Annotated in this window: 16 protein-coding genes and 1 pseudogene; 10 read left to right on the plus strand and 7 right to left on the minus strand. The window is 73.6% G+C overall.

Annotated elements, in window-relative coordinates; translation table 11 throughout:
- Window positions 1-224, minus strand: a 224-nt coding sequence (locus ACI6PP_RS19525; protein ID WP_421113309.1) for a hypothetical protein, incomplete at its 3' end; no start/stop codon positions are given.
- 143 nt (window positions 225-367) lie between these two features.
- On the opposite strand from ACI6PP_RS19525, the gene ACI6PP_RS19530 reads away from it, so the two are divergent.
- Window positions 368-1,153 (plus strand): endonuclease I family protein, encoded by a 786-nt coding sequence (locus ACI6PP_RS19530; protein WP_421113310.1) that lies wholly within the window; start codon window positions 368-370, stop codon window positions 1,151-1,153.
- A 76-nt stretch (window positions 1,154-1,229) separates the two neighbouring features.
- On the opposite strand, the gene ACI6PP_RS19535 is transcribed toward ACI6PP_RS19530, so the two are convergent.
- Window positions 1,230-4,037 (minus strand): ExeM/NucH family extracellular endonuclease, encoded by a 2,808-nt coding sequence (locus tag ACI6PP_RS19535; RefSeq protein ID WP_421113311.1) that lies wholly within the window; start codon window positions 4,035-4,037, stop codon window positions 1,230-1,232.
- A 115-nt stretch (window positions 4,038-4,152) separates the two neighbouring features.
- Entirely contained in the window at window positions 4,153-6,699 is a 2,547-nt protein-coding gene (locus tag ACI6PP_RS19540; RefSeq protein ID WP_421113312.1) for a 5'-nucleotidase C-terminal domain-containing protein, read from the minus strand.
- A gap of 249 nt (window positions 6,700-6,948) precedes the next feature.
- Here ACI6PP_RS19540 and ACI6PP_RS19545 point away from each other — a divergent pair, with 249 nt between their 5' ends.
- The 3 genes from ACI6PP_RS19545 (at window position 6,949) to ACI6PP_RS19555 (ending at window position 9,750) form a co-directional block, all read left to right on the plus strand.
- On the plus strand, window positions 6,949-8,196 hold the full coding sequence (locus ACI6PP_RS19545) for a sensor domain-containing phosphodiesterase (protein WP_421113313.1): 1,248 nt from the start codon (window positions 6,949-6,951) through the stop codon (window positions 8,194-8,196).
- An 18-nt stretch (window positions 8,197-8,214) separates the two neighbouring features.
- Complete coding sequence (locus ACI6PP_RS19550; RefSeq protein WP_421113314.1) at window positions 8,215-8,844, plus strand: IMPACT family protein; 630 nt, start codon at window positions 8,215-8,217, stop codon at window positions 8,842-8,844.
- A gap of 69 nt (window positions 8,845-8,913) precedes the next feature.
- Window positions 8,914-9,750, plus strand: coding sequence for a siderophore-interacting protein (locus ACI6PP_RS19555; RefSeq protein ID WP_421113315.1), 837 nt, complete (start codon window positions 8,914-8,916; stop codon window positions 9,748-9,750).
- 6 nt (window positions 9,751-9,756) lie between these two features.
- Here the strand turns inward: ACI6PP_RS19555 and ACI6PP_RS19560 are convergent, their stop codons facing one another.
- Complete coding sequence (locus ACI6PP_RS19560; RefSeq protein WP_421113316.1) at window positions 9,757-10,305, minus strand: TetR/AcrR family transcriptional regulator; 549 nt, start codon at window positions 10,303-10,305, stop codon at window positions 9,757-9,759.
- A 178-nt stretch (window positions 10,306-10,483) separates the two neighbouring features.
- Here ACI6PP_RS19560 and ACI6PP_RS19565 point away from each other — a divergent pair, with 178 nt between their 5' ends.
- Complete coding sequence (locus tag ACI6PP_RS19565; RefSeq protein WP_421113317.1) at window positions 10,484-12,061, plus strand: MFS transporter; 1,578 nt, start codon at window positions 10,484-10,486, stop codon at window positions 12,059-12,061.
- A gap of 90 nt (window positions 12,062-12,151) precedes the next feature.
- On the opposite strand, the gene ACI6PP_RS19570 is transcribed toward ACI6PP_RS19565, so the two are convergent.
- On the minus strand, window positions 12,152-12,676 hold the full coding sequence (locus tag ACI6PP_RS19570) for a gamma carbonic anhydrase family protein (protein WP_421113318.1): 525 nt from the start codon (window positions 12,674-12,676) through the stop codon (window positions 12,152-12,154).
- 80 nt (window positions 12,677-12,756) lie between these two features.
- Here ACI6PP_RS19570 and soxR point away from each other — a divergent pair, with 80 nt between their 5' ends.
- Complete coding sequence (gene soxR, locus ACI6PP_RS19575) at window positions 12,757-13,215, plus strand: redox-sensitive transcriptional activator SoxR (RefSeq protein WP_421113320.1); 459 nt, start codon at window positions 12,757-12,759, stop codon at window positions 13,213-13,215.
- A 1-nt stretch (window position 13,216) separates the two neighbouring features.
- Here the strand turns inward: soxR and ACI6PP_RS19580 are convergent, their stop codons facing one another.
- Entirely contained in the window at window positions 13,217-13,780 is a 564-nt protein-coding gene (locus ACI6PP_RS19580) for an SACE_7040 family transcriptional regulator (protein WP_421113322.1), read from the minus strand.
- Between the two features lie 226 nt (window positions 13,781-14,006).
- Between ACI6PP_RS19580 and ACI6PP_RS19585 the strand changes: the two genes are divergently transcribed.
- From ACI6PP_RS19585 to ACI6PP_RS19600, 4 genes are all read left to right on the plus strand, one after another.
- The gene (locus ACI6PP_RS19585; RefSeq protein ID WP_421113323.1) at window positions 14,007-14,990 is read left to right on the plus strand and encodes a helix-turn-helix domain-containing protein; all 984 of its coding nucleotides are present in this window, start codon (window positions 14,007-14,009) and stop codon (window positions 14,988-14,990) included.
- Window positions 14,991-15,136: 146 nt separating this feature from the next.
- On the plus strand, window positions 15,137-16,681 hold the full coding sequence (locus ACI6PP_RS19590; protein WP_421113324.1) for a carboxyl transferase domain-containing protein: 1,545 nt from the start codon (window positions 15,137-15,139) through the stop codon (window positions 16,679-16,681).
- A gap of 5 nt (window positions 16,682-16,686) precedes the next feature.
- The gene (locus tag ACI6PP_RS19595; RefSeq protein WP_421113325.1) at window positions 16,687-18,573 is read left to right on the plus strand and encodes an ATP-binding protein; all 1,887 of its coding nucleotides are present in this window, start codon (window positions 16,687-16,689) and stop codon (window positions 18,571-18,573) included.
- A complete protein-coding gene (locus ACI6PP_RS19600) occupies window positions 18,570-19,505 on the plus strand; it encodes a hydroxymethylglutaryl-CoA lyase (protein ID WP_421113326.1) in 936 nt (311 codons plus the stop codon). Before ACI6PP_RS19595 ends, ACI6PP_RS19600 begins: the two co-directional genes overlap by 4 nt.
- Window positions 19,506-19,602: 97 nt before the next feature.
- Here ACI6PP_RS19600 and ACI6PP_RS19605 read toward each other — a convergent pair.
- Window positions 19,603-20,004: pseudogene (locus ACI6PP_RS19605) on the minus strand (hypothetical protein); the annotation flags it as partial.

A 20,004-nucleotide genomic window follows, 5' to 3' on the forward strand; every position in this document is an offset into this window, starting at 1 on the left:
ACCCGGGTGACGCCCCGGCCGCGGGCACCCGCGGCGTAGGCGGTGACGTCTCCGCTCGCGACGACCACCCGGCGGCCGCCCACCGAGCACGACGACAGGGCGCCGCCGTTCTCGCCCACGAGCCGTCCGAACGCGGTCGGTGTGCTGGACACGCGCACCGACCCGGTGGGGGTCGGTGCGGCGGAGTCAGCCTGGGCCGGGGCGGACAGGAGTCCGACGGCCACGAGAAGACCACAGACGACGGCGACGAACCTGGGCACAGCGGGACCTCCGGCAGAGCGGTGCCGGCGGCGTCCGGCGAACGAACACTAGGCGAATCGAGAGGGCTGCGTGGTTTGTTCCCGCCGATCGGGGGTACGGCAGGGCCATGACCACCTCACTCCGCCGCTCAGCGGCCCGTCGGCTCGGGGCGGCCCTCGTCGCCCTCGGGCTGACCTCCGCCCTCGTGGGCACCCAGGCGCCCGCCAGCGCCGCCGACTACTACGACCCCGTCGCCGGACTGTCCGGCGCGGCGCTCGAGCAGGGTCTGCACGACCTGGTCGACGACAACCGCACCGTCTCGTACGCGCAGGTCTGGGACGCGCTCAAGGCGACCGACCAGGACCCGTCCAACACGAGCAACGTGATCCTGCTGTACAGCGGCACCTCGCGGTCGAAGTCGGCCAACGGCGGCAACAGCGGCCAGTGGAACCGCGAGCACGTGTGGGCCCAGTCGCACGGCGACTTCGGCACCTCGGCCGGCCCCGGCACCGACCTGCACCACCTTCGCGCGGCCGACGTCGGCGTCAACGGCACCCGCGGCAACAAGGACTTCGACGACGGCGGGTCGGCCGTGTCGTCGGCGCCCGGCAACTTCACCGACAGCGACTCCTGGGAGCCGCGCGACGCCGACAAGGGCGACGTCGCTCGGATGATCCTCTACATGTCCGTGCGCTACGAGGGCGACGACGGTCGTCCCGACCTCGAGGTGAACGACCGCGTGTCCAACGGCTCGGCCCCGAACCACGGCCGGCTGTCGGTGCTCAAGCAGTGGAACGAGGAGGACCCGCCGTCCGCCTTCGAGAAGCGGCGCAACGAGCTGATCTTCTCCACCTACCAGGGCAACCGGAACCCCTTCGTCGACCACCCGGAGTACGTCGAGTCCATCTGGTGACCGACTGAGCGTCCCAGCGGTGGGTACGGCCCCAGGATCAGCGCGATCCTGGGGCCGGACCCACCTCTCGCCCAGGTCAGCGGCAGCGGACCCCCGCGTAGGGCAGGGAGTAGGTGCGGCTGGCCGGGTTGCCGTCGTTCCAGGCGTACGTGCGGACGCTCGCCGTGCCGGCGGGCACGGTGCGCGAGCCCGTCGAGAACAGCGCGTACGCCGCCCGACGCGGCTGGACGCCCGCCTGGGTCTTGCTCCCGTACGGCGTGGTCAGCCGGACGTTGTCGAGCCTCGCCCTGCCGTCGTTGTAGGCGTACACCGCGACGAAGGCGCGCGGGCCGATGCAGAACGCGCGGGCGTTCGCCGCGACGGTCGGGGCCGGCGGCGCCGGCCTGACCGCGCCGAAGCCGACGACCACGGGGTCGTGGTCGCTGGAGCGGAACGCCGACTCGTCGTAGAGGTTCGTCGCGTTGTAGTTGAAGCGGCTGTACTCGTTGGCGATCGGCTCGACCGAGTTGATGTTCCACACGTCGAGGCCGGTCACCTCCGCGGCGGCGGCCGGGGAGGCGTAGACGTGGTCGAGCGAGCCGACCTGGCCGTCGAACAGGTAGGTCTCGTCGGCGTCGTAGCGCTCCTCGAGGTCGACGTAGCCCGCGTCCTTCAGCACCTGGACGGGGTCCTCGGAGGAGTAGGAGTTGAAGTCGCCCGACAGGAACAGCTTGTCGGTGCCGGCCGAGGCCGAGAACTGCTTCGCGAAGTCCACCAGCGCGGTGGCCTGACGCGTCCGCGACGCGACCGAGCCGCCCTGGCCGTCACCGGTGTCGGCGTCGTCGCCCTCACCGCTGCCCTTGGACTTGAAGTGGTTGACGATGACCGCGAACCGGTCCTCGGCCGTCCCGCCGGCCGGGACGAACGCCTGCGCCAGCGGCTCGCGCGCGTTGGAGAACGCCTCCGACCCGACGAGCACCTGCGAGTCGCCCACCGTGCTGACCTTGGCCTTGCGGTAGACGAACGCGAGACGGATGACGTCCTGCTCGGCGGTGGGCGGCAGCACCGCGGGGGAGCGGACGTAGTCCCAGACGTCGCCGCCGGCGGCCTTGTTCAGGGCGGCGGTGAGCGTGGCGAGGGCCGCGTCGCGGTCCTGGCCGAACACGACCGAGTTCTCGATCTCCTCGAGCCCCACGACGTCCGCGCCGAGCGCGTTGATCGCGGTGACGATCTTGACCTCCTGGCGGGCCAGGTTGGCCTGGTCCGCCGCGCCGCGCGGGCCGCTGCCGTCGGCGCAGCGGTTGACGGTGACGGGGTTGCCGTCGCGGTCGGTGTAGTAGGTGCAGGTCGTGCCCGCGCTCGCCTCGTAGTCCTTGCCCGTGGTGGGGAAGTAGTTGAGGACGTTGAAGCTCGCCACCTTCACCCGTCCGCCCACGTCGGACGGTGCCGCGGTGCGGGTCTGCTCGAACGTCGCGGGCTGCACGGCGTCGGCGTTCTCGGCGGTGAGCTGCTCGGTGGGCTGGAAGTTCCAGCCGCCGAACCGGTAGTCCAGGATGACCGGCTCGGTGAAGGTCACGGCCGCGCCGACCCGGACCTGGGTGCCCGCGGCGAGGTAGGGCAGCGGGATCGCCTTGTTGGCCTGGGTGTTGAAGTTGGTGGTCGCGCCGTCGTCGAGCGTGACCGCACGGGCGGCGTTGTCGGCGGCCTGCGCCGCGGCCTCGGGGCTGCCCGGGCGGGCCACCTCGGTGGGCGCGACGAGCGGCGAGGTGCCGGACGCCAGGCCCAGCGAGCCGTAGTAGTTGGTGTCGTAGTTGTCGGCGATCGTGTAGTCGCCCTGCGGCGCGACCAGCATGCCCTCGAGCGACTCGCGCTGGGCCTCGGTGCGCGGGTAGGCGACGGCGGCGGGCTTGACCGCCTCGGCGGGCTCGTCGAGCACGCGGAACGACGTCAGGCTCACCTGCGTCTGGCCGTTGAACTCCCCGGCCTTGCCGGTCACCTCGACGTGGTCGGCGATCTTCGCGCCGGACGCGATGGCGTCGCCGAAGACGAACAGGCCGTCCGAGGCGCCCTGGGTGGCCGGGTCGACGTCGCCGCCGGTGCCGGGCGTCTGGACGAACACGCCGCGGAAGCCGCCCGTCGGGTAGGCCGCCGTGACGACGCCCGTCGTCGTGACGACGACGCCGTCGAGCGGGGTGGTGTCGCCCGGGCCCTGGATCTCGCGGATGGTGGCCGCCCGCGGGTCGGGCTCGGGCTCCGGCTCGGTGCCTCCGCTCGCGCTGTTGGTCGGCGTGATGGTGGCCGAGAGCGAGAAGTCGGCGGAGTTGTCGTCGGTGTCGGTGCCGCCGGTCGCCCGGTTGAGCGACCGGACGTCGGTGTTGCCGGTCGGCGGGGTCGCGGCCTTGGTCTCGAAGGTGTTCGACGAGCCGTAGCCGAGCAGGTCGACGACGTTCGCGTCGCCCCTGACCGACCCGGTCGGCAGCGTGACCGAGCCCGACGTCCGGACGAGCGCGAGCGTGCCGTTGGTGCCGCTCGGGTTGATGCTCCCGGTGGCGTCGGGGGTGGGGAGCGCGGCCCCGTTGGTGCCGTTGCTGCCTCCCGCGACGAGGTAGTGGCCCTTGGCGGGCACGGTGCCGCTGAGCGTGACGGGGTTCGTGCCCGCCCCGGTGCCGGAGGCCGAGCGGTACTGCAGCGACCAGCCGGTGACGTCGACCGCGGCCGACGTCGGGTTGTAGAGCTCGACGAACTTGTTCGTGTAGGCGGCGCCGGCGCTGCCGCCGGACAGGTAGGCCTCGCTGATGACGACGCCGGTGCCGCCGGGGGCGGCGGTCGCCGAGGCGACGGGGACGGTGGCGAGGGCGCCCGCGACGAGCGCGAGCGCCGTCCCGAGCCGGGGGAGGGATCTCATCGTGGACTCCAGGGAAGGGGACGAACGGGAGGAATGGGACGGTCGACGGCGCGACCGTGGGAGTTGTCGATGCCTCAGGGGGTCATGGGCCCCTGAGGCACCGACAGCTCGGGGGTCAGCGGCGGCGGACGGTCACCCGGACGGTGTCGGTCTTGGCCTTGACGGTGCTGCTGCCGAGGTACTTGACGCTGAGCGTCTTGCGGCCCGGGCTGGTGAACGCCTTGAGCCGGATGACGGCCTTGCCGTTCCTGCCGACCTTGGCGGTGCCGACGGTCTTGCCTCCGAGGCGCACCCGGACGGTGCCGCGCGCCGCCACGCCCGTGCGGGTGTCGACGACGGCGACGACGCGGGCGCGGCTGCGTCCGACGACGACCGGCGAGGTGGTCACGCGGGCGTCGACCAGCGCGCCCGACTTGGCGACCCTGATCGTCGTCTTGGTCGAGCGGGCGGCGACGTCGGCATCACCGAGGTAGGTGACGCTGACCGGCGAGGTGCCCGGCTTGAGCACGCTGCGACGCAGCGCGATGATCGCGCGACCGTTGATCAGCGTGCCGCTGCCGATCACGGTGCCCTTGCGCGAGACCTGCACCCGGCCGGTGGCCGTCGGGGTGGAGGACACCGTCACGCGGACGGTGGGCGTGCCGCCGTAGGCGATCGAGCTGCCGGTGGCGGTCACCGTCGGGGTGGCCTTCGGCGGCAGCGGTGCACCCACGGTCGTGCCGCTGGGCGACGCGACGGCGGTGACCGAGTAGGTGCCCGACAGCGACGCGGGGGCGGTGAAGGACACCGACGCCGAGCCCGCCGAGACCGGGAAGGTGCCGACGACGACGCGACGCGCGCCGGCCGTCTGCGGGACGAGCGTCACCGTCACCGACGTGTTGGCGGGGCTGCCGCCCGACGTGAGGTCGAGGCTGCTCAGGGTCGCCGAGACCTGCTGGCCGGCGGTGACCGTGGCCGGGAAGCCGGTGGCCTGGGTGGAGCGGCGGGCGAACGACGGCGTCAGGCCCGGGTGGGCCTTGAGGTAGGCCACCCAGCCGTCGAAGTCGACGAGCCCGGAGTCCTGGGGGTTGGTGCCGTTGCGGAACTCGCGGAAGTTGTCGCCGCCCTGCTGCAGGAAGCTGAAGGTGCCGATCCGGTACCCGCGGGCCGGGTCGATCGGCTTGCCGTCGACGAGGATCGAGGTGATCCGCGAGCCGCGGGGCTGCGTCGGGTCGAACGTGTACGACACGTTGTCCGACAGGCCGAGCTGCAGGTAGGCGCGCGACGGGACGCTGCCGTCGGCGTTGGTCTGCCACTGCTGCTCGAGCAGGTTCTTGAACTGCGCGCCGGTGAGCGTGATGGTGTTGAGGTTGTTGGCGAACGGCAGGACGTTGTTGGCCTCCTCGGCCGTCACCGTGCCGGCGTCCAGGTCGGCGCGCAGGCCGCCCGGGTTGACGACGCCGATCTCCGCGCCGCCCAGGCGCGCGGGCGCGAGGGTGTCGCGCAGGGCGTTGCCGACGAGGTTGCCCAGCGTGGACTCCGCGCCGCGGTCCTCGGTGCCGGTCGACGTGCGGGCGCGGGTGATCGCGGCCTTGGTCGAGCCGACGGCGACGCTGCCGACCTGCTTGGCCCGCGCCACCGCGTCGGACACGATCTGGCCGACCTGCTGCACCTTCGGGTACGTCGCGTACAGCGTGGCGGGGTCGACGGACGTCGTCGCCGCGACGACGCTGCCGGTCGCGGCGCTGACGGCGTCGGTCTCGGGGTCGACGGTCAGCTGCACCTTCGCGATGTTGGCGCCGTACGAGCCGGTCTGGACCACCGGGCGGCCGCCGTCGTCGTAGGCGTAGGCCTGGTGGGTGTGGCCGGTGAAGATCGCCGCGACGTCGTCGGAGGTCTCGTCGACGATGCGGGAGAACACAGCGCTCGCCGCCTTCTGATCCGCCAGCGTCGCGGTGCCGGCCAGCGCCCCGCCCTCGTGGTACTCGGCGACGACGACGTCGGCCTCGCCGTTGCCGTCGTTGCCGTCCCGCAGCTGCGCGGCCACGCGGTTGACGGCGGCGACGGGCTCGCCGAAGTCGAGCGTCGAGACGCCGGCGGGCGACACCAGGGTGGGCGTCTCCTGCGTGACGACCCCGACCACGCCGACCTTGACGCCGGCGACGTCGATCACCGTGTACTCCGGCAGGGCGGGCGTCGTGGTGCCCTTGCGGTAGACGTTCGCACCCAGGTACGGGAAGTCGGCCTCGTCGTCGACGCGACCGGTGAGGTCGGCGAACCCCTTGTCGAACTCGTGGTTGCCCACGGCCGAGGCCCTGGTCTGGAGGGTGTTGAGCACGTCGAGCGTGGGGGTGTCCTGCTGGGACGACGACGCGTACAGCGACGCGCCGATGTTGTCGCCGGCCGAGAGCAGGGCGGTGTTGGCCGCGCCCGCCGCGGCGCGCTGCTGCTCGATGACGGCGGCCCAGGCGGTGGTGCCGCTCCAGGGGCCCGCGCCGGCGGTCGCCTGGGTCGCGGGTGCGATGCGACCGTGGAAGTCGTTGATGTTGAGCAGGGTGATCGTGGTCGGCGCGGCCTGGGCCGGCGTCGAGGTCACGAGCACGGTGAGCGGGGCGGCGACGAGGGCGACGACGGCGGCGAGGGCCGTCACGCTCCTCGATCGGACGGTGGAGCGCTGGGGCACGGGTTCTCCTTCGCAGGCGCCGCGCGGGGTGCGCAGGCGGCAGAACCCGACGACCGTACCCAGAACGGGCACCGCCGAAACATGTCCGGAGCGGTAACGATCAGGTGAAGTTTGTCCGGCCGTGGGGCATCTTCGCGGCAGCACCTCCGCGGGGACGGGCGGTCGCCGTCGCCCGCGCGGCACCGCTGCACGACGGTCGTTCCAGCGATTCTCGGTGTGGGACGGGCCGGTCTGCCCCACACTGTCGGGGTGACGGCCCCAGCCGGCACCCGTGAGGACGCCGCGTCCACCGGGCCCGCCCCCGCTCCCCGCGCCGGTGACGCACGGGTGGACGCCCTGCTCCAGCTGGTGCAGGAGCAGCTCGGGATGGACGCCGCGTTCGTCAACCAGTTCGTCGGCGACACCGGGCACTTCCGCAACGTCACCTCCGTGGAGCCGATCGCGCTCCGGGCCGGGTCCACCGCGCCGCGCGAGGCCAGCTACTGCCAGCTGATCGTCGACGGCGAGATCGACGGCGTGCTGCCGGATGTCGCGCACCACCGGCTGGTGCGCTCGGCCCCGTCCACGCAGGACCTCGGCATCGCGGCCTTCATCGGCGTGCCGGTCACCCGCCGCGACGGCAGCCTCTACGGCACCCTCTGCGTGTACGCGCACTCCGCACGGCCCGAGCTCGGCGAGCGCGACGAGACCGTCCTGCGGGCGGCTGCGCGGATGCTGTCGGTCGTGGTCGAGGAGGAGGAGGCCGACGAACGACGTCGCGCAGGTCAGCTCGCCCGTCTCGACACGCTGCTCGCCTCCGGCGGCCCCGACCTCGTCTTCCAGCCCCTCACCGAGCTGTCCACCGGCGTCACGGTGGGCTTCGAGGCCCTGAGCCGGTTCGCCGAGGGCACCCCCGACGCCTGGTTCGACATGGCGAGGTCGATCGGGGCGACGTCCCGCCTCGAGCTCGCCGCGCTCGACCAGGCGGTGCTGGCGCTCGGGTCCGCGCCGGGCTACGTCGCGGTGAACATCTCCGCGGCCACCGTCATGGCCCCGGGCTTCGAGGACCACGTCGGGCACCTGCCTCTCGAGCGCCTCGTCCTCGAGATCACCGAGCACGAGCCCGTCGAGGACTACGACGCGCTGACCCGGTCGTTGCGCGGCCTGCGGGACCGAGGTCTCCGCCTGGCCATCGACGACGCCGGCGCCGGGTTCGCGAGCATGCGTCACGTCATCGCGCTCGAGCCCGACATCATCAAGCTCGACATCAGCCTGGTGCGGGGCATCGACGACCACCTGGGACGCCAGGCGTTCGCCGCGGCCATGGCCGCGTTCGCCTCCAAGATCGAGGCCACCACCGTCGCGGAGGGCATCGAGACCGCCGCCGAGCTGGCGGCGCTCCGCGACATCGGCGTCGAGCTGGGGCAGGGCTTCCACCTGGCGCGTCCGGCCCCCGTCCCCACGCCCGTCGCCGCCCGCCCCGGCCTGTTCGACGGCGTCCGGTCGACCGGCGTCTGACACCCCTACGGTGGGGCGGTGCCCGACTCGTACCTCGTCCCCGCCGGCCGGGGCGAGGCGACCGTCGAGGTGCGTCGCTCGCGCTTCGTCGCGCACGTCGAGCGGGTCGAGGACGACGCCGCCGCGCGTGCCGTCGTCGACGCGGCCCGGGCCCGCCACCCCGACGCGCGGCACCACTGCTCGGCGTCGGTGGTCGGGCCCCGGCGCGACGAGCGCCGCTCCCACGACGACGGCGAGCCCGCCGGGACGGCCGGCGCCCCCATGCTCGAGGTGCTGGCGCGCTCGGGCGTGAGCGACGTCGTCGTGGTCGTGACGCGGTGGTTCGGCGGCACCCTGCTCGGTGCGGGCGGGCTGGTGCGCGCGTACGGGGAGGCGGCCGCGGAGGCGCTGGCCGACGCAGGGACGCGGCGGCGACGCCGCCTCGTCGAGCTGGCGGTGCGGGTCTCACCGCCGGACGCCGCGCGGCTCGAGCACGACCTGCGGGCGTCGGGCGCGGCCGTGCTGGACACCGCCTGGGGATCGGACGTGACGCTGACGGTGGCCGTCGCCGAGGACGAGGTGCCCGCGCTCGAGGGACGTGTCGCGTCCACGACGTCCGGTGCGGGCCGCGTCGCCCGTCTGGGAGGCCGCTGGGTCGATCTCGCCTGATCACCCTCGCCGGACGGAGGGGCCCCGACGCCGATAGGCTGCTACCTCAGCCCAGCGAAGGACAGCACCGTGCCCGAGTTCCTGCGTCAGACCGTCGACAGCCTCCGCAAGGCCACGGCCCCGGCGCGGGCGGAGATGAACCTGCGCGTGCGTCGCGAGCAGTTCCCCCTCACGCTCACCGCGGCGGTCGACGTCCACGAGAACCTGCGACGCCTCACGTTCACCGCGCCCGAGCTGGCCGACTTCGTCCCCACCGGGCTCGACGAGCAGTGCGGCCTGCTGCTGCCCCCCGAGGGCGTCCGGCTGCAGCTGCCGGACCTGCTCACCGGGAGCGTGCGCCACGCGCTCGCCGCGATCCCGGCCGACCTGCGCCCGACCCTGCGCTGGTACGTGGTGCGCGCCCACCGGCCCGAGGCCGCCGAGATCGACGTCGAGGTCGTCCTCCACGACGACGGCCCGGGAACCGCCTGGGCCAGGACGGCCGAGGTCGGCACGCAGGTCGGCTTCCGCGCCGGGTCGTCGGGTTACCGCCCGCCGTCGGCCGGGGCCCGTCAGCTGCTCGTCGCCGACGAGACCGCGCTGCCCGCGCTGGCCGCGATCCTCGAGCGGCTGCCGCTGCAGGAGGAGCCCGTGCACTCCATCGTCGAGGTGCCGTCGGCCAGGTACCGCCTGACGATCGACACCCCGTACCCGGTCGAGTGGGTCTACCGTAACCAGGGCGATCCCGGCTCGCGCGCGGCGTACGCCGTCAAGACCAGCCCCGTCGACCGCCTCGCCTACGCCTGGGTGTGCGGCGAGGTCGGCCTGGCCACCGGCATCCGCAAGTACCTCGTCAAGGAGCGCGACGTCGACGCCGACGCGATCTTCTTCAGCGGCTTCTGGAAGAAGGGGTCGCCCGCGGGCTGACCGGGCCTACAGGGCGCCCAGGCGGCGCAGCGTGTCGCGCACGTGGTCGACCGACCCGTCGTGGGCCAGACCGGTGATGTCGTCGAAGTACAGGCCGTCGCCGATCAGCTGGACGGTGCGGGCCAGGGAGTCGTCGCCCAGGTGCTCGGCGAGCACCTCGAACCAGCCCTGGCGCAGGCGCGCCATGGTGTCGCGGGCCCGCTGTCCCTCGGCCGAGCCGGGCGTCTCCTGCGCGATGCGGGCCGCGGCGATCAGCGCGCGGTCGAACGCGCTGCCGGTGTCGACCGACGTCTGCAGGTAGAAGTCGACCGGGCCGCACTCGGCGGTGCGCATGCGCGCGACGTCGGCGTCACCCATCTCCTGCAGCCGCTCGAGCATCCCGGCGACGAGGTCGTCCTTGCTGGGGAAGTGGTAGAGCAGGCCGCCCTTGGAGACCTCGGCGGCCGACGCGACGGCGTCCAGCGTGGCGGCGCGGCTGCCGCCGTCCTTGAGCAGCGTCTCGAACGAGTCGAGCAGGCGGTCGCGCGTCGAGACTTGGGTTCCCGCCGCGGTCATGTCCTCACAGTAGTCGGGACGCCCGTGGGGCCACCGCGTCGCGGTGTCGGACGTCACCGCGAATCGGTTCGAACTGTACCGGCTGGACGGTATACGATGGACCAGTTGGTGTACCGGCTGGACGGTGCACCGTTCTCGTGGCGACAGCCCGACTCGTGACCGTGAGGAGGTCAGCAAGATGAGCAACGTCGACGTCCGCTCCGTGCGCGCAGGTGGTCAGCCCCCGGAGGGGTCCGAGCGGGCGGGGGTCCGCGGCTGGGCCGGCCTCGTGGTGCTGATGCTCCCGGTCCTGATGGTCAGCATGGACAACACCGTGCTGGCGTTCGCGCTGCCCGAGATCAGCGCCGAGCTGTCGCCGTCGGGCACCGCGCTGCTCTGGGTGGTCGACATCTACGCGCTGATGCTCGCCGGGCTGCTCGTCGCCATGGGCTCGCTCGGCGACCGCGTCGGACGCCGCCGCCTGCTCGTCATCGGCTCGGTCGGCTTCGGCGCCGTGTCGGTCGTGGCGGCCTACAGCCCCAACGTCGAGACGCTGATCGCCGCGCGCGCCATGCTCGGCGTGTTCGGCGCGACGCTGATGCCCTCGACGCTGTCGCTGCTGCGCAACATCTTCCGCGACCGCACCGAGCGTCGGATGGCCATCGCCACCTGGGCGGCCGGCTTCTCCGGCGGCGCGGCGCTGGGGCCGATCATCGGCGGCTGGGTGCTCGGGCACTTCTCCTGGGGCGCGATCTTCCTGATCAACGTCCCCGTCGTGCTGATCCTGGTGCCGCTGGCGTTCGTGCTGCTGCCCGAGTCGCGCGACCCGCGTCCGGGCCCGGTCGACCCCGTCAGCATCGCGCTGTCGCTGACCACCATGCTGCCCGCGACGTTCGCCATCAAGCACCTCGCCGGCCACGGCGTCGACGAGCAGACCATCACCGCGGTGGCCGTCGCCGTCGCGAGCGGCTGGGCGTTCGTCCGGCGCCAGCAGGCCCGCACGGCGCGCGGCCAGAGCCCGCTCATCGACGTCAGCCTGTTCGCGAACAAGGTGTTCAGCGGCGCGCTCGTGTCCAACCTGCTCAGCATCATGGGGCTCGCGGGCTTCTTGTACTTCGCCTCGCAGTTCCTGCAGCTCGTCGTCGGCATGGAGCCGATGGCCGCGGCGCTGGTGCTGGTGCCGGGCCTGGTCGCGACGATCGCCGCGGGCTTCGTCGCGGTGCGGCTCGTCCGTGTCCTGAGCATCCGGGTGCTGGTGTCGGGCAGCTTCGTGCTGTCGGCGTCGGGCTACGCGATCGCGGCGTTCGTGGGCGACGTGCCGACGGCGATGTCGCTGCTGGTGGCGTTCACGGTCATGGGCATCGGCATCGGCCTGGCCGAGACGCTCACCAACGACGTCATCATCGCGACGGTGCCGGCGAGCAAGTCCGGTGCGGCCTCGGCCATCTCCGAGACCGCGTACGAGATCGGCGCCGTGCTCGGCACGGCGGTCCTCGGCGGGCTGCTCACCGCGACCTACCGGGCGGGCGTGATGATCCCGGCGAGCGTCGGCCCGGTCGACACCGTCCGCGCGCAGGAGACCCTCGGGTCGGCCCACCAGGTCGCCGCGGGTCTCGGCGACGAGGGCGCGCAGCGTCTGCTCGACTCCGCGCACCTCGCGTTCGACCTCGGCGTGCAGCGCACGTCGGCCGTCGCGATCGGCGTCGCCCTGCTGGCCGCGCTCGTCGCCTTCCGCACCCTGCGCGGTGCCGACGTCGCGGGCAACAACCACGACTGACACCCCTCCCGTCCGCGATCTGGAGCCTTGGTGTCCTCACACCGGCGGTGTGACCACCCGAAGGCATCGGATCGCGGACGGAGGGGTGGCTCAGTCCTCGGCGCGGTGCCAGTCGCGGATGTCGAGGTAGCCCAGGCCGTTGGCGCGGACGGCCTCGATCTCCTCGTCGGTGAGCTCGCGGCGCACCTTGCCGGGCACGCCCGCCACCAGCGAGCGGGGCGGCACGACGGTGTCCTGCAGGACGACCGCACCGGCGGCGACCATGGAGCCCTCGCCGACGACCGCGCCGTTGAGCACCGTGGCGTTCATCCCGATCAGGCAGTCGTCCTCGACGGTGCAGCCGTGCAGGACCGCGCCGTGGCCCACCGACACGCGCCTGCCGAGCGTGAGCGGGTGGCCGTCGTCCACGTGGCCGACGCAGCAGTCCTGGACGTTGGAGTCCTCGCCGATGACGATCGGGTTCTTGTCGCCGCGGAGCACGGCGTTGTACCAGAGGCTGGCGCCGGCCTCGAGCGTCACGTCGCCGACGACGACGGCACCCGGGGCGATCCAGGCGGTCTTGTGCACGACGGGGGTGGAGCCGTTGGCGGGCCGGACGACGTGGGGGTCGGTCATGCCGCGCACGCTACCGGTCCGCGGGGATCTCGCCAGAGGTCAACTATGGTGGAGGTCCGGGACGACCCGAGGAGCCGAGGATGACGACCGAGCACGTGGCGGCGCGGCTGAGCGTCGGCGAGGTGTCCGAGCGGAGCGGCGTGGCCGTCTCCGCGCTCCACTTCTACGAGCGCAAGGGCCTGATCGAGGCCGAGCGCTCCAGTGGCAACCAGCGTCGGTACCGCCGCGACGTCCTGCGCCGGATCGCCCTGATCCGGATCGGGCAGCGCGTGGGCATCCCGCTGGCCGAGATCCGCGAGGCGCTCGAGTCGCTGCCCGGCGGACGGACGCCGACCCGTCGCGACTGGGAGCGGCTGTCGCGGCAGTGGCGCGACGACCTCGACACCCGCATCCGTGCGCTGCAGGAGCTGCGCGACGACTTCACCGGCTGCATCGGCTGCGGGTGCCTGTCGCTGCGCACCTGCACGGTCTCGAACCCCGGCGACCGTCTCGGCGTCGAGGGGCCGGGGCCGCGGCGGCTGCCGGTCCGCGGCGACTGAGCTAGGCCGGGGCGTCCGCGCCGAGCAGCGCGCCGAGCGCCATCGAGGCGAGCAGGGCGCGCATGCCCACCTCGTCGATGCGGGCGCTGTGCGGGGTGGAGTTGAGCAGGCCGAACGTCGCCTGCACCGCGGCGCGGGCGGCGGCGCGGTCGAGCCCCGGACGCAGCGCGCGCACGACGTCGACCCACGCGTCCACGTAGTCCAGCTGCAGCGTGCGGACGGTCGTGCGGCTGGTGGCGTCGAGGTTGGCCCACTCGCGGTCCTGGACGACGATCAGCGCCGGCCGGGTGAGCGCGAAGTCGATGTGCCAGGCGATCAGCGCGTCGAGGGCGCCCCGCGGCTCGTCGGCGGTGGCGACGCGGGCGCGGCCCTCGTCGCGCAGCTCCTCGCTGATGCCGATGAGCATCTGGGCGAGGATGGCGTCCTTGCTGGCGAAGTGCCGGTAGAGCGCCGGGCCGGAGACGCCGCACGCGGCGCCGATGTCGTGCACCGAGACGCCGTGGTAGCCACGGTCGGCGAACAGCACGGCCGCCGTGTCGAGGATCTGCTGCTTGCGGGCCGCCACCCGCAGGAGCCTACTGGCCGGGGACGCAGAAGGGCCCGCGGCGGATGCGGTGCGGGGCATCTCGGCCGCGGGCCCTGACGTCGGAGTTCTCGGGGCTCCGAGCGCGTGCCGCCGGTCGTACGGGGGACGAGGACCGGTGACACGACAAATATGCCACGGCAATGGCACGATTGTCGTGTCCTGTTTGCGACATGGCACCGATCCGCCGACGACCTGGGAGGCACCTGTGAGCGCGCTGCTCGGCCTGGACGAGCTCGAGAGCCTGGTGTACCGGTTCCTGGTGTCCCAGGCCCACTCGACGGTGGACGACGTCGTCGCCGAGCTGCGGCACCCCGCGTCCGAGGTCGCCGCCGTGGTCGACCGCCTGGTGCAGCGCACCGTGGTGGTGCGGCACGCCGACGGCGCGACGGTGTCGGCCGCGCCGCCGGCCCAGGCGCTCGGTGCGGTGGTCGCCGACCGTCAGAGCGAGCTGCGCGCCGCCCAGGCCGAGCTCGACACCCTCGGTGAGCTGTACCGCACGGCGTCGTCCGGACGCTCGCTCGCCGGCCTGGTGGACGTGCTCCCCGGCCAGCAGGCGGTGCACGCGCGGATGCTGCAGGCCATGGAGTCCCTCGAGGACGAGTGGCTGACGACCGTCCGCCCGGGCGCGACCCTGCACACGCCGCAGGGCGAGGGCGCCGCGATGCGCGCCCGTGAGCGGGGGGTGCGGCACCGGATCCTCGCCGAGCGGCAGTTCATCGAGCACTCGCCCCTGCTGTCGTCGGTGGTCGAGTCCGACGCGGCCCGTCCCGGCGCGACGCTGGTGCGGATCCGGGCCGGTCTGCCGGCCGCCATGCTGGTCTTCGACCGGCGCGCCGCGATCATCCCGGTGCGGCCGGCCGGCGGACGCCCCGACACCGGTGCGCTCGTCGTCCACGAGGGCCCGCTGCTGTCGAGCCTGGTGGCGCTGTTCGACCTGCTGTGGTCCGACGCCGACCGCGTCGTCCCGAGCGACATCGACGCGGGCGCGGCCGGCACGCCCGACCTCGACCCGCTCGACCGCCGCATCCTGTCGCTCGTCCACGCCGGCATGACCGACCGCGCCGCCGGCGCCGAGCTGGGCCTGTCGATGCGCACCGTCCAGCGCCGGATGCGCGACCTGATGGACCTCAGCGGCACCGAGACCCGCCTCCAGCTCGGCGCCGCCGCCGTCCGTCGCGGCTGGCTCTGAGCCCCACCCGTCCGAAGTTTCCCAGGTATACCTGGGAATCTGTCCGAGCACCTGGAGAATTCTCCGTGCCGGGCGCAGTTCCCCAGGTATACCTGGGAATCCGCCAGCGCTGGACAGGAGATGTTAACGATCGTTAACATCGGCGCATGCGCGAGCTCGTCGAGGACCTGCACGAGCGGCTGCGCGTGGTGCGGCTCGGGGGGCCGGAGCAGGCGCGGGAGCGGCACGTCGCGCGGGGCAAGCTGCTGGCCCGCGACCGGGTCGACCGGCTGCTCGATCCCGGCTCGCCGTTCCTCGAGGTCGGGGCGCTGGCGGCCACGGGCCTGTACGACGACGCGGCGCCGAGCGCGGGCGTCGTCGCGGGGCTCGGCTCGGTGCGCGGACGCATCTGCGTGGTCGTCGCCAACGACGCCACCGTCAAGGGCGGCGCCTACTACCCGATGACGGTCAAGAAGCACCTGCGCGCCCAGGCGATCGCGGCCGAGAACCACCTGCCGTGCCTGTACCTCGTCGACTCCGGCGGCGCGTTCCTGCCGATGCAGGACGAGATCTTCCCCGACCGCGAGCACTTCGGCCGGATCTTCTTCAACCAGGCGCAGATGTCGGCGCGCGGCATCCCGCAGCTGGCCGCCGTGATGGGCTCGTGCACCGCGGGCGGCGCGTACGTCCCGGCGATGAGCGACGAGACGGTCATCGTCCGCGAGCAGGGCACGATCTTCCTCGGCGGACCCCCGCTCGTGAAGGCGGCGACCGGCGAGGTCGTCACGGCCGAGGACCTCGGCGGCGGCGACGTGCACGCCCGCCTGTCGGGCGTCGTCGACCACCTCGCCGAGGACGACGACCACGCCATCGCGATCCTGCGGGAGATCGTCGGCACCCTCGAGCGGCCCACCGAGCCGAGCCTGCGACGCCACGAGCCGCGCGAGCCCGCGTCCGACCCCCAGGGCCTGTACGACGTGGTGCCCACCGACGCGCGCACCCCGTACGACGTGCGCGAGGTGATCGACCGCGTGGTCGACGCCGGCTCGCAGCACGAGTTCAAGCCGCTCTACGGCGAGACGCTCGTGTGCACGTTCGCGCGCATCGACGGCTACCCGGTGGCCGTGCTGGCCAACAACGGCATCCTGTTCAGCGAGTCCGCGCTCAAGGGTGCCCACTTCATCGAGCTGGCCAACCAGCGCGGCGTCCCGCTCGTGTTCCTGCAGAACATCAGCGGCTTCATGGTCGGCCGGGAGTACGAGGCCGGCGGCATCGCCAAGGACGGCGCCAAGCTCGTCACCGCGGTCGCGTCGTCGGTCGTGCCCAAGCTGACCGTCGTGATCGGCGGGTCCTACGGCGCCGGCAACTACGGCATGTGCGGACGTGCGTACGACCCCCGCTTCCTGTGGACGTGGCCCAACGCCCGCATCTCGGTGATGGGCGGCGAGCAGGCCGCGTCCGTGCTCGCGACCGTGCGCCGTGACGGCCTCGAGGCCCGCGGCCAGGAGTGGTCGGCCGAGGACGAGGAGGCGTTCAAGGCGCCCGTCCGCGAGCAGTACGAGCACCAGGGCTCGCCCTACTACTCCACCGCGCGGCTGTGGGACGACGGCGTCATCGACCCCGTCGACACCCGTCGCGTCCTCGCGCTCGGCCTGGCCGCCGCCGCGTGCGCCCCCGTGCCCGAGCCGCGCTTCGGCGTCTTCCGGATGTGAGCCCCGTGACCGAGCCCTACCGCCCCTTCACCCGCGTGCTCGTCGCCAACCGCGGCGAGATCGCGCTGCGCGTGCTGCGCGCCGTCCGCGAGGCGGGCCTGGTCGGCATCGCGGTGTACTCCGACGCGGACGCCGACGCGCCGCACGTGCGCGCGGCCGACGTCGCCGTCCGGCTGGGTCCGACGCCGGCCGCCGAGTCGTACCTGAGCATCGACGCAGTCATGGCCGCGTGCCGTGCGACCGGTGCCGAGGCCGTCCACCCCGGCTACGGGTTCCTGTCCGAGCGGGCCGAGCTGGCGCGGGCCGTGGCCGACGCCGGGCTCGTGCTGATCGGCCCCAGCGCCGACGTGATGGACCTGATGGGACGCAAGGACCACGCCCGCGCGGTCGCCGAGGCCGCCGGCGTGCCCACCACCGCCCGCTTCGACCTGCGTGACGACGACACCGTCGACGCCCCCGACGACGCCTACCCGCTGCTGGTCAAGGCCGCGGCAGGCGGAGGCGGACGCGGCATGCGCGTGGTGCGGGCGGCGGCCGACGTCCCCGAGGCGGTCGGCGCGGCGCGGCGCGAGGCGTCGTCGGCGTTCGGCGACGACACCCTGCTGGTCGAGCAGTACGTCGAGCACGGCCGCCACGTCGAGGTGCAGGTCGTCGGCGACGCGCACGGCACGGTGCTGCACCTGTTCGAGCGCGACTGCTCGGTGCAGCGTCGCCACCAGAAGGTGCTGGAGGAGGCGCCCGCGCCCACGATCACCGCCACCACCCGTGAGCGGCTGCTGACGTCGGCCGTCGCCCTGGCGCGCGAGGTCGGCTACGTCGGCGCGGGCACCGTGGAGTACCTGGTGTGGGGCGAGGGCGACGACGAGCAGATCGCGTTCCTGGAGATGAACACCCGACTCCAGGTCGAGCACCCCGTGACCGAGGAGGTCACGGGCGTCGACCTCGTCGACTGGCAGCTCGAGGTCGCCGCCGGCCGACCGCTGCCGTGCACCCAGGACGACCTGCACTGCGTGGGCCACGCGTTCGAGGCGCGCGTCTACGCCGAGGACCCGTACGCCGGGTTCCTGCCGCAGGCCGGCACCGCGTCGGTGGTGTCGTGGCCCGGGGGCGTCCGCGTCGAGACCGCGCTGGAGCCGGGGCAGGTGGTCGGCACCGCGTACGACCCCATGGTCGCCAAGCTCGTCGTGCACGGACCCGACCGCGAGTCGGCCCGCCGCGCCCTCGTCGACGCGCTCGACCGCACCGGCGTCGTCGGGCTGCGCACCAACACCGGCTTCCTGCGGCGGCTCGCTGCGTCCGACGAGTACCGCGACGCCGCGATCCACACCGCCTGGCTCGACGGCGACGAGGCGACCGACCTGCTGCACGAGCCCGAGGTGCCCGCCGAGGCCGGCGACCTCGCGGCCCGTGCGTGGGTCGCCGCGCAACCGACCGGCGCCGGCCCGTTCGGCGTGCGCGACGGGTGGCGCATCGCCGCGCCGCCGGCCGACGCGCAGGTGGTGCTCACCGCCCCCGACGGCTCCACCCGGGTGCACCGGGTGGCACCGGCCGACGCGGGCGGCGTCGCCGCGGACGTCGACGGCGAGCGGGTGAGCGTCGCGGTCGAGGGACAGACCTGGGAGCTGCTCGCACCGGGGGCACGTCGCGCCGGACGGGCGGCGGCCGGCGACGCCGACGTCGCGTCGCCGATGCCCGGCACCGTGCTCGCGGTGCGCGTCGACGTGGGTGCGACCGTCGCGGCCGGCGACGTGCTCGGCGTCGTCGAGGCGATGAAGATGGAGCTCGCGCTGAAGGCCCCGCACGACGGCGTCGTCGGGCACGTGGGCGCGGCGGTGGGCGAGCAGGTGCCGCTCGGCCACGTGCTGTTCCGCGTCGAGCCGGCGGACGCATGACCCGCCCGCCGGGGCTGCCCGCGGTGGTGCGCGACCCGGCGCTGCCCGAGCGCGTGACGATCTACGAGGTCGGCGCCCGCGACGGCCTGCAGAACGAGTCGGCGCTGGTGCCCACCGACGTCAAGGCCGAGTTCGTGCACCGGCTCGTCGCGGCGGGCCTGCCGGTCGTCGAGGCGACGAGCTTCGTCCACCCTCGCTGGGTGCCGCAGCTGGCCGACGCCGCCGACCTCGTCGCGCGGCTCGACCTCGAGGGGCCCGTGCCGCTGCCGGTGCTGGTGCCCAACGAGCGCGGTCTCGACCGCGCGCTGGAGGCGGGCTGCCGGCACGTCGCGGTGTTCGCGAGCGCGACGCAGACGTTCGCTGAGAAGAACCTGAACAGCTCCCTGGACACCCAGATGACGATGTTCGAGCCCGTGGTGCGCCGCGCCCGCGAGGCCGGCGCCGACGTGCGCGCCTACGTCTCGATGTGCTTCGGCGACCCGTGGGAGGGGCCGGTCGACGTCGACCAGGTGGTGCGCGTCGGCCGGCGGCTGCTCGACCTCGGCGCGTCCCAGCTCTCGCTCGGCGACACGATCGGGGTCGGCACCGCGGCCCAGGTGACGTCGCTCGTCGATGCCTTCGCCGCCGCCGGGACGGGCGTGGAGCACCTGGCCATGCACTTCCACGACACCTACGGCCAGGCGCTCTCCAACGCGCACGCCGCGCTGAGCAGCGGCGTCACCACCCTCGACGCGTCCGCCGGCGGGCTGGGCGGCTGCCCCTACGCCGAGAGCGCGACGGGCAACCTCGCCACCGAGGACCTCGTGTGGATGCTCGACGGCCTCGGCATCGAGCACGGCGTCGACCTGGACGCCCTCGTCGCCACCAGCACCTGGATGGCCGGCCACCTCGGCCGCCCCAGCCCGTCGGCCGTCGTCCGCGCGCTGGGCTGACCGTCCTGACGTTTCCCAGGTATACCTGGGAATCTGCCCCGGCACCCGGAGAACTTCCCGTGCCAGGCGTCGTTTCCCAGGTATACCTGGGAAACGGTCAGGCGGCGGGGGAGGCCCCGCGGCGGTCGCGCATCTCGCGGGAGACGTACTGGCCGATCTGGTAGGTCGACATCGCGTCGGACGCGGCGCCGACGCCCCCGCCGAGCAGGGGGATGCGGCGGCCGACGAAGGTCGCGACGCGGCGTCCGCCCACCTTGGCGACGAGCTCGGTGGTGACGGCCGACGCGACCTGCTCGTCCAGCGCGGGGTCGTGCACGGGGGAGGTGGCCAGCGCCATCGGCGGGGCGGGGAGCTTGCGCTTCTTGACCAGCTCGTCGACGGTGTCCTGCCCCAGCAGGCAGGCCAGGATCGCGTTGCGGACGCGGGGGTCGTCGAGGTCGTAGCCGCGCAGGTGCGCGATGCCCGCCGCGAGGTGGCACTGCAGGACGGCGACGCCGGC

This window comes from Solicola agrisoli, from assembly GCF_049059935.1.
Taxonomy (GTDB): domain Bacteria; phylum Actinomycetota; class Actinomycetes; order Propionibacteriales; family Nocardioidaceae; genus JAURVT01.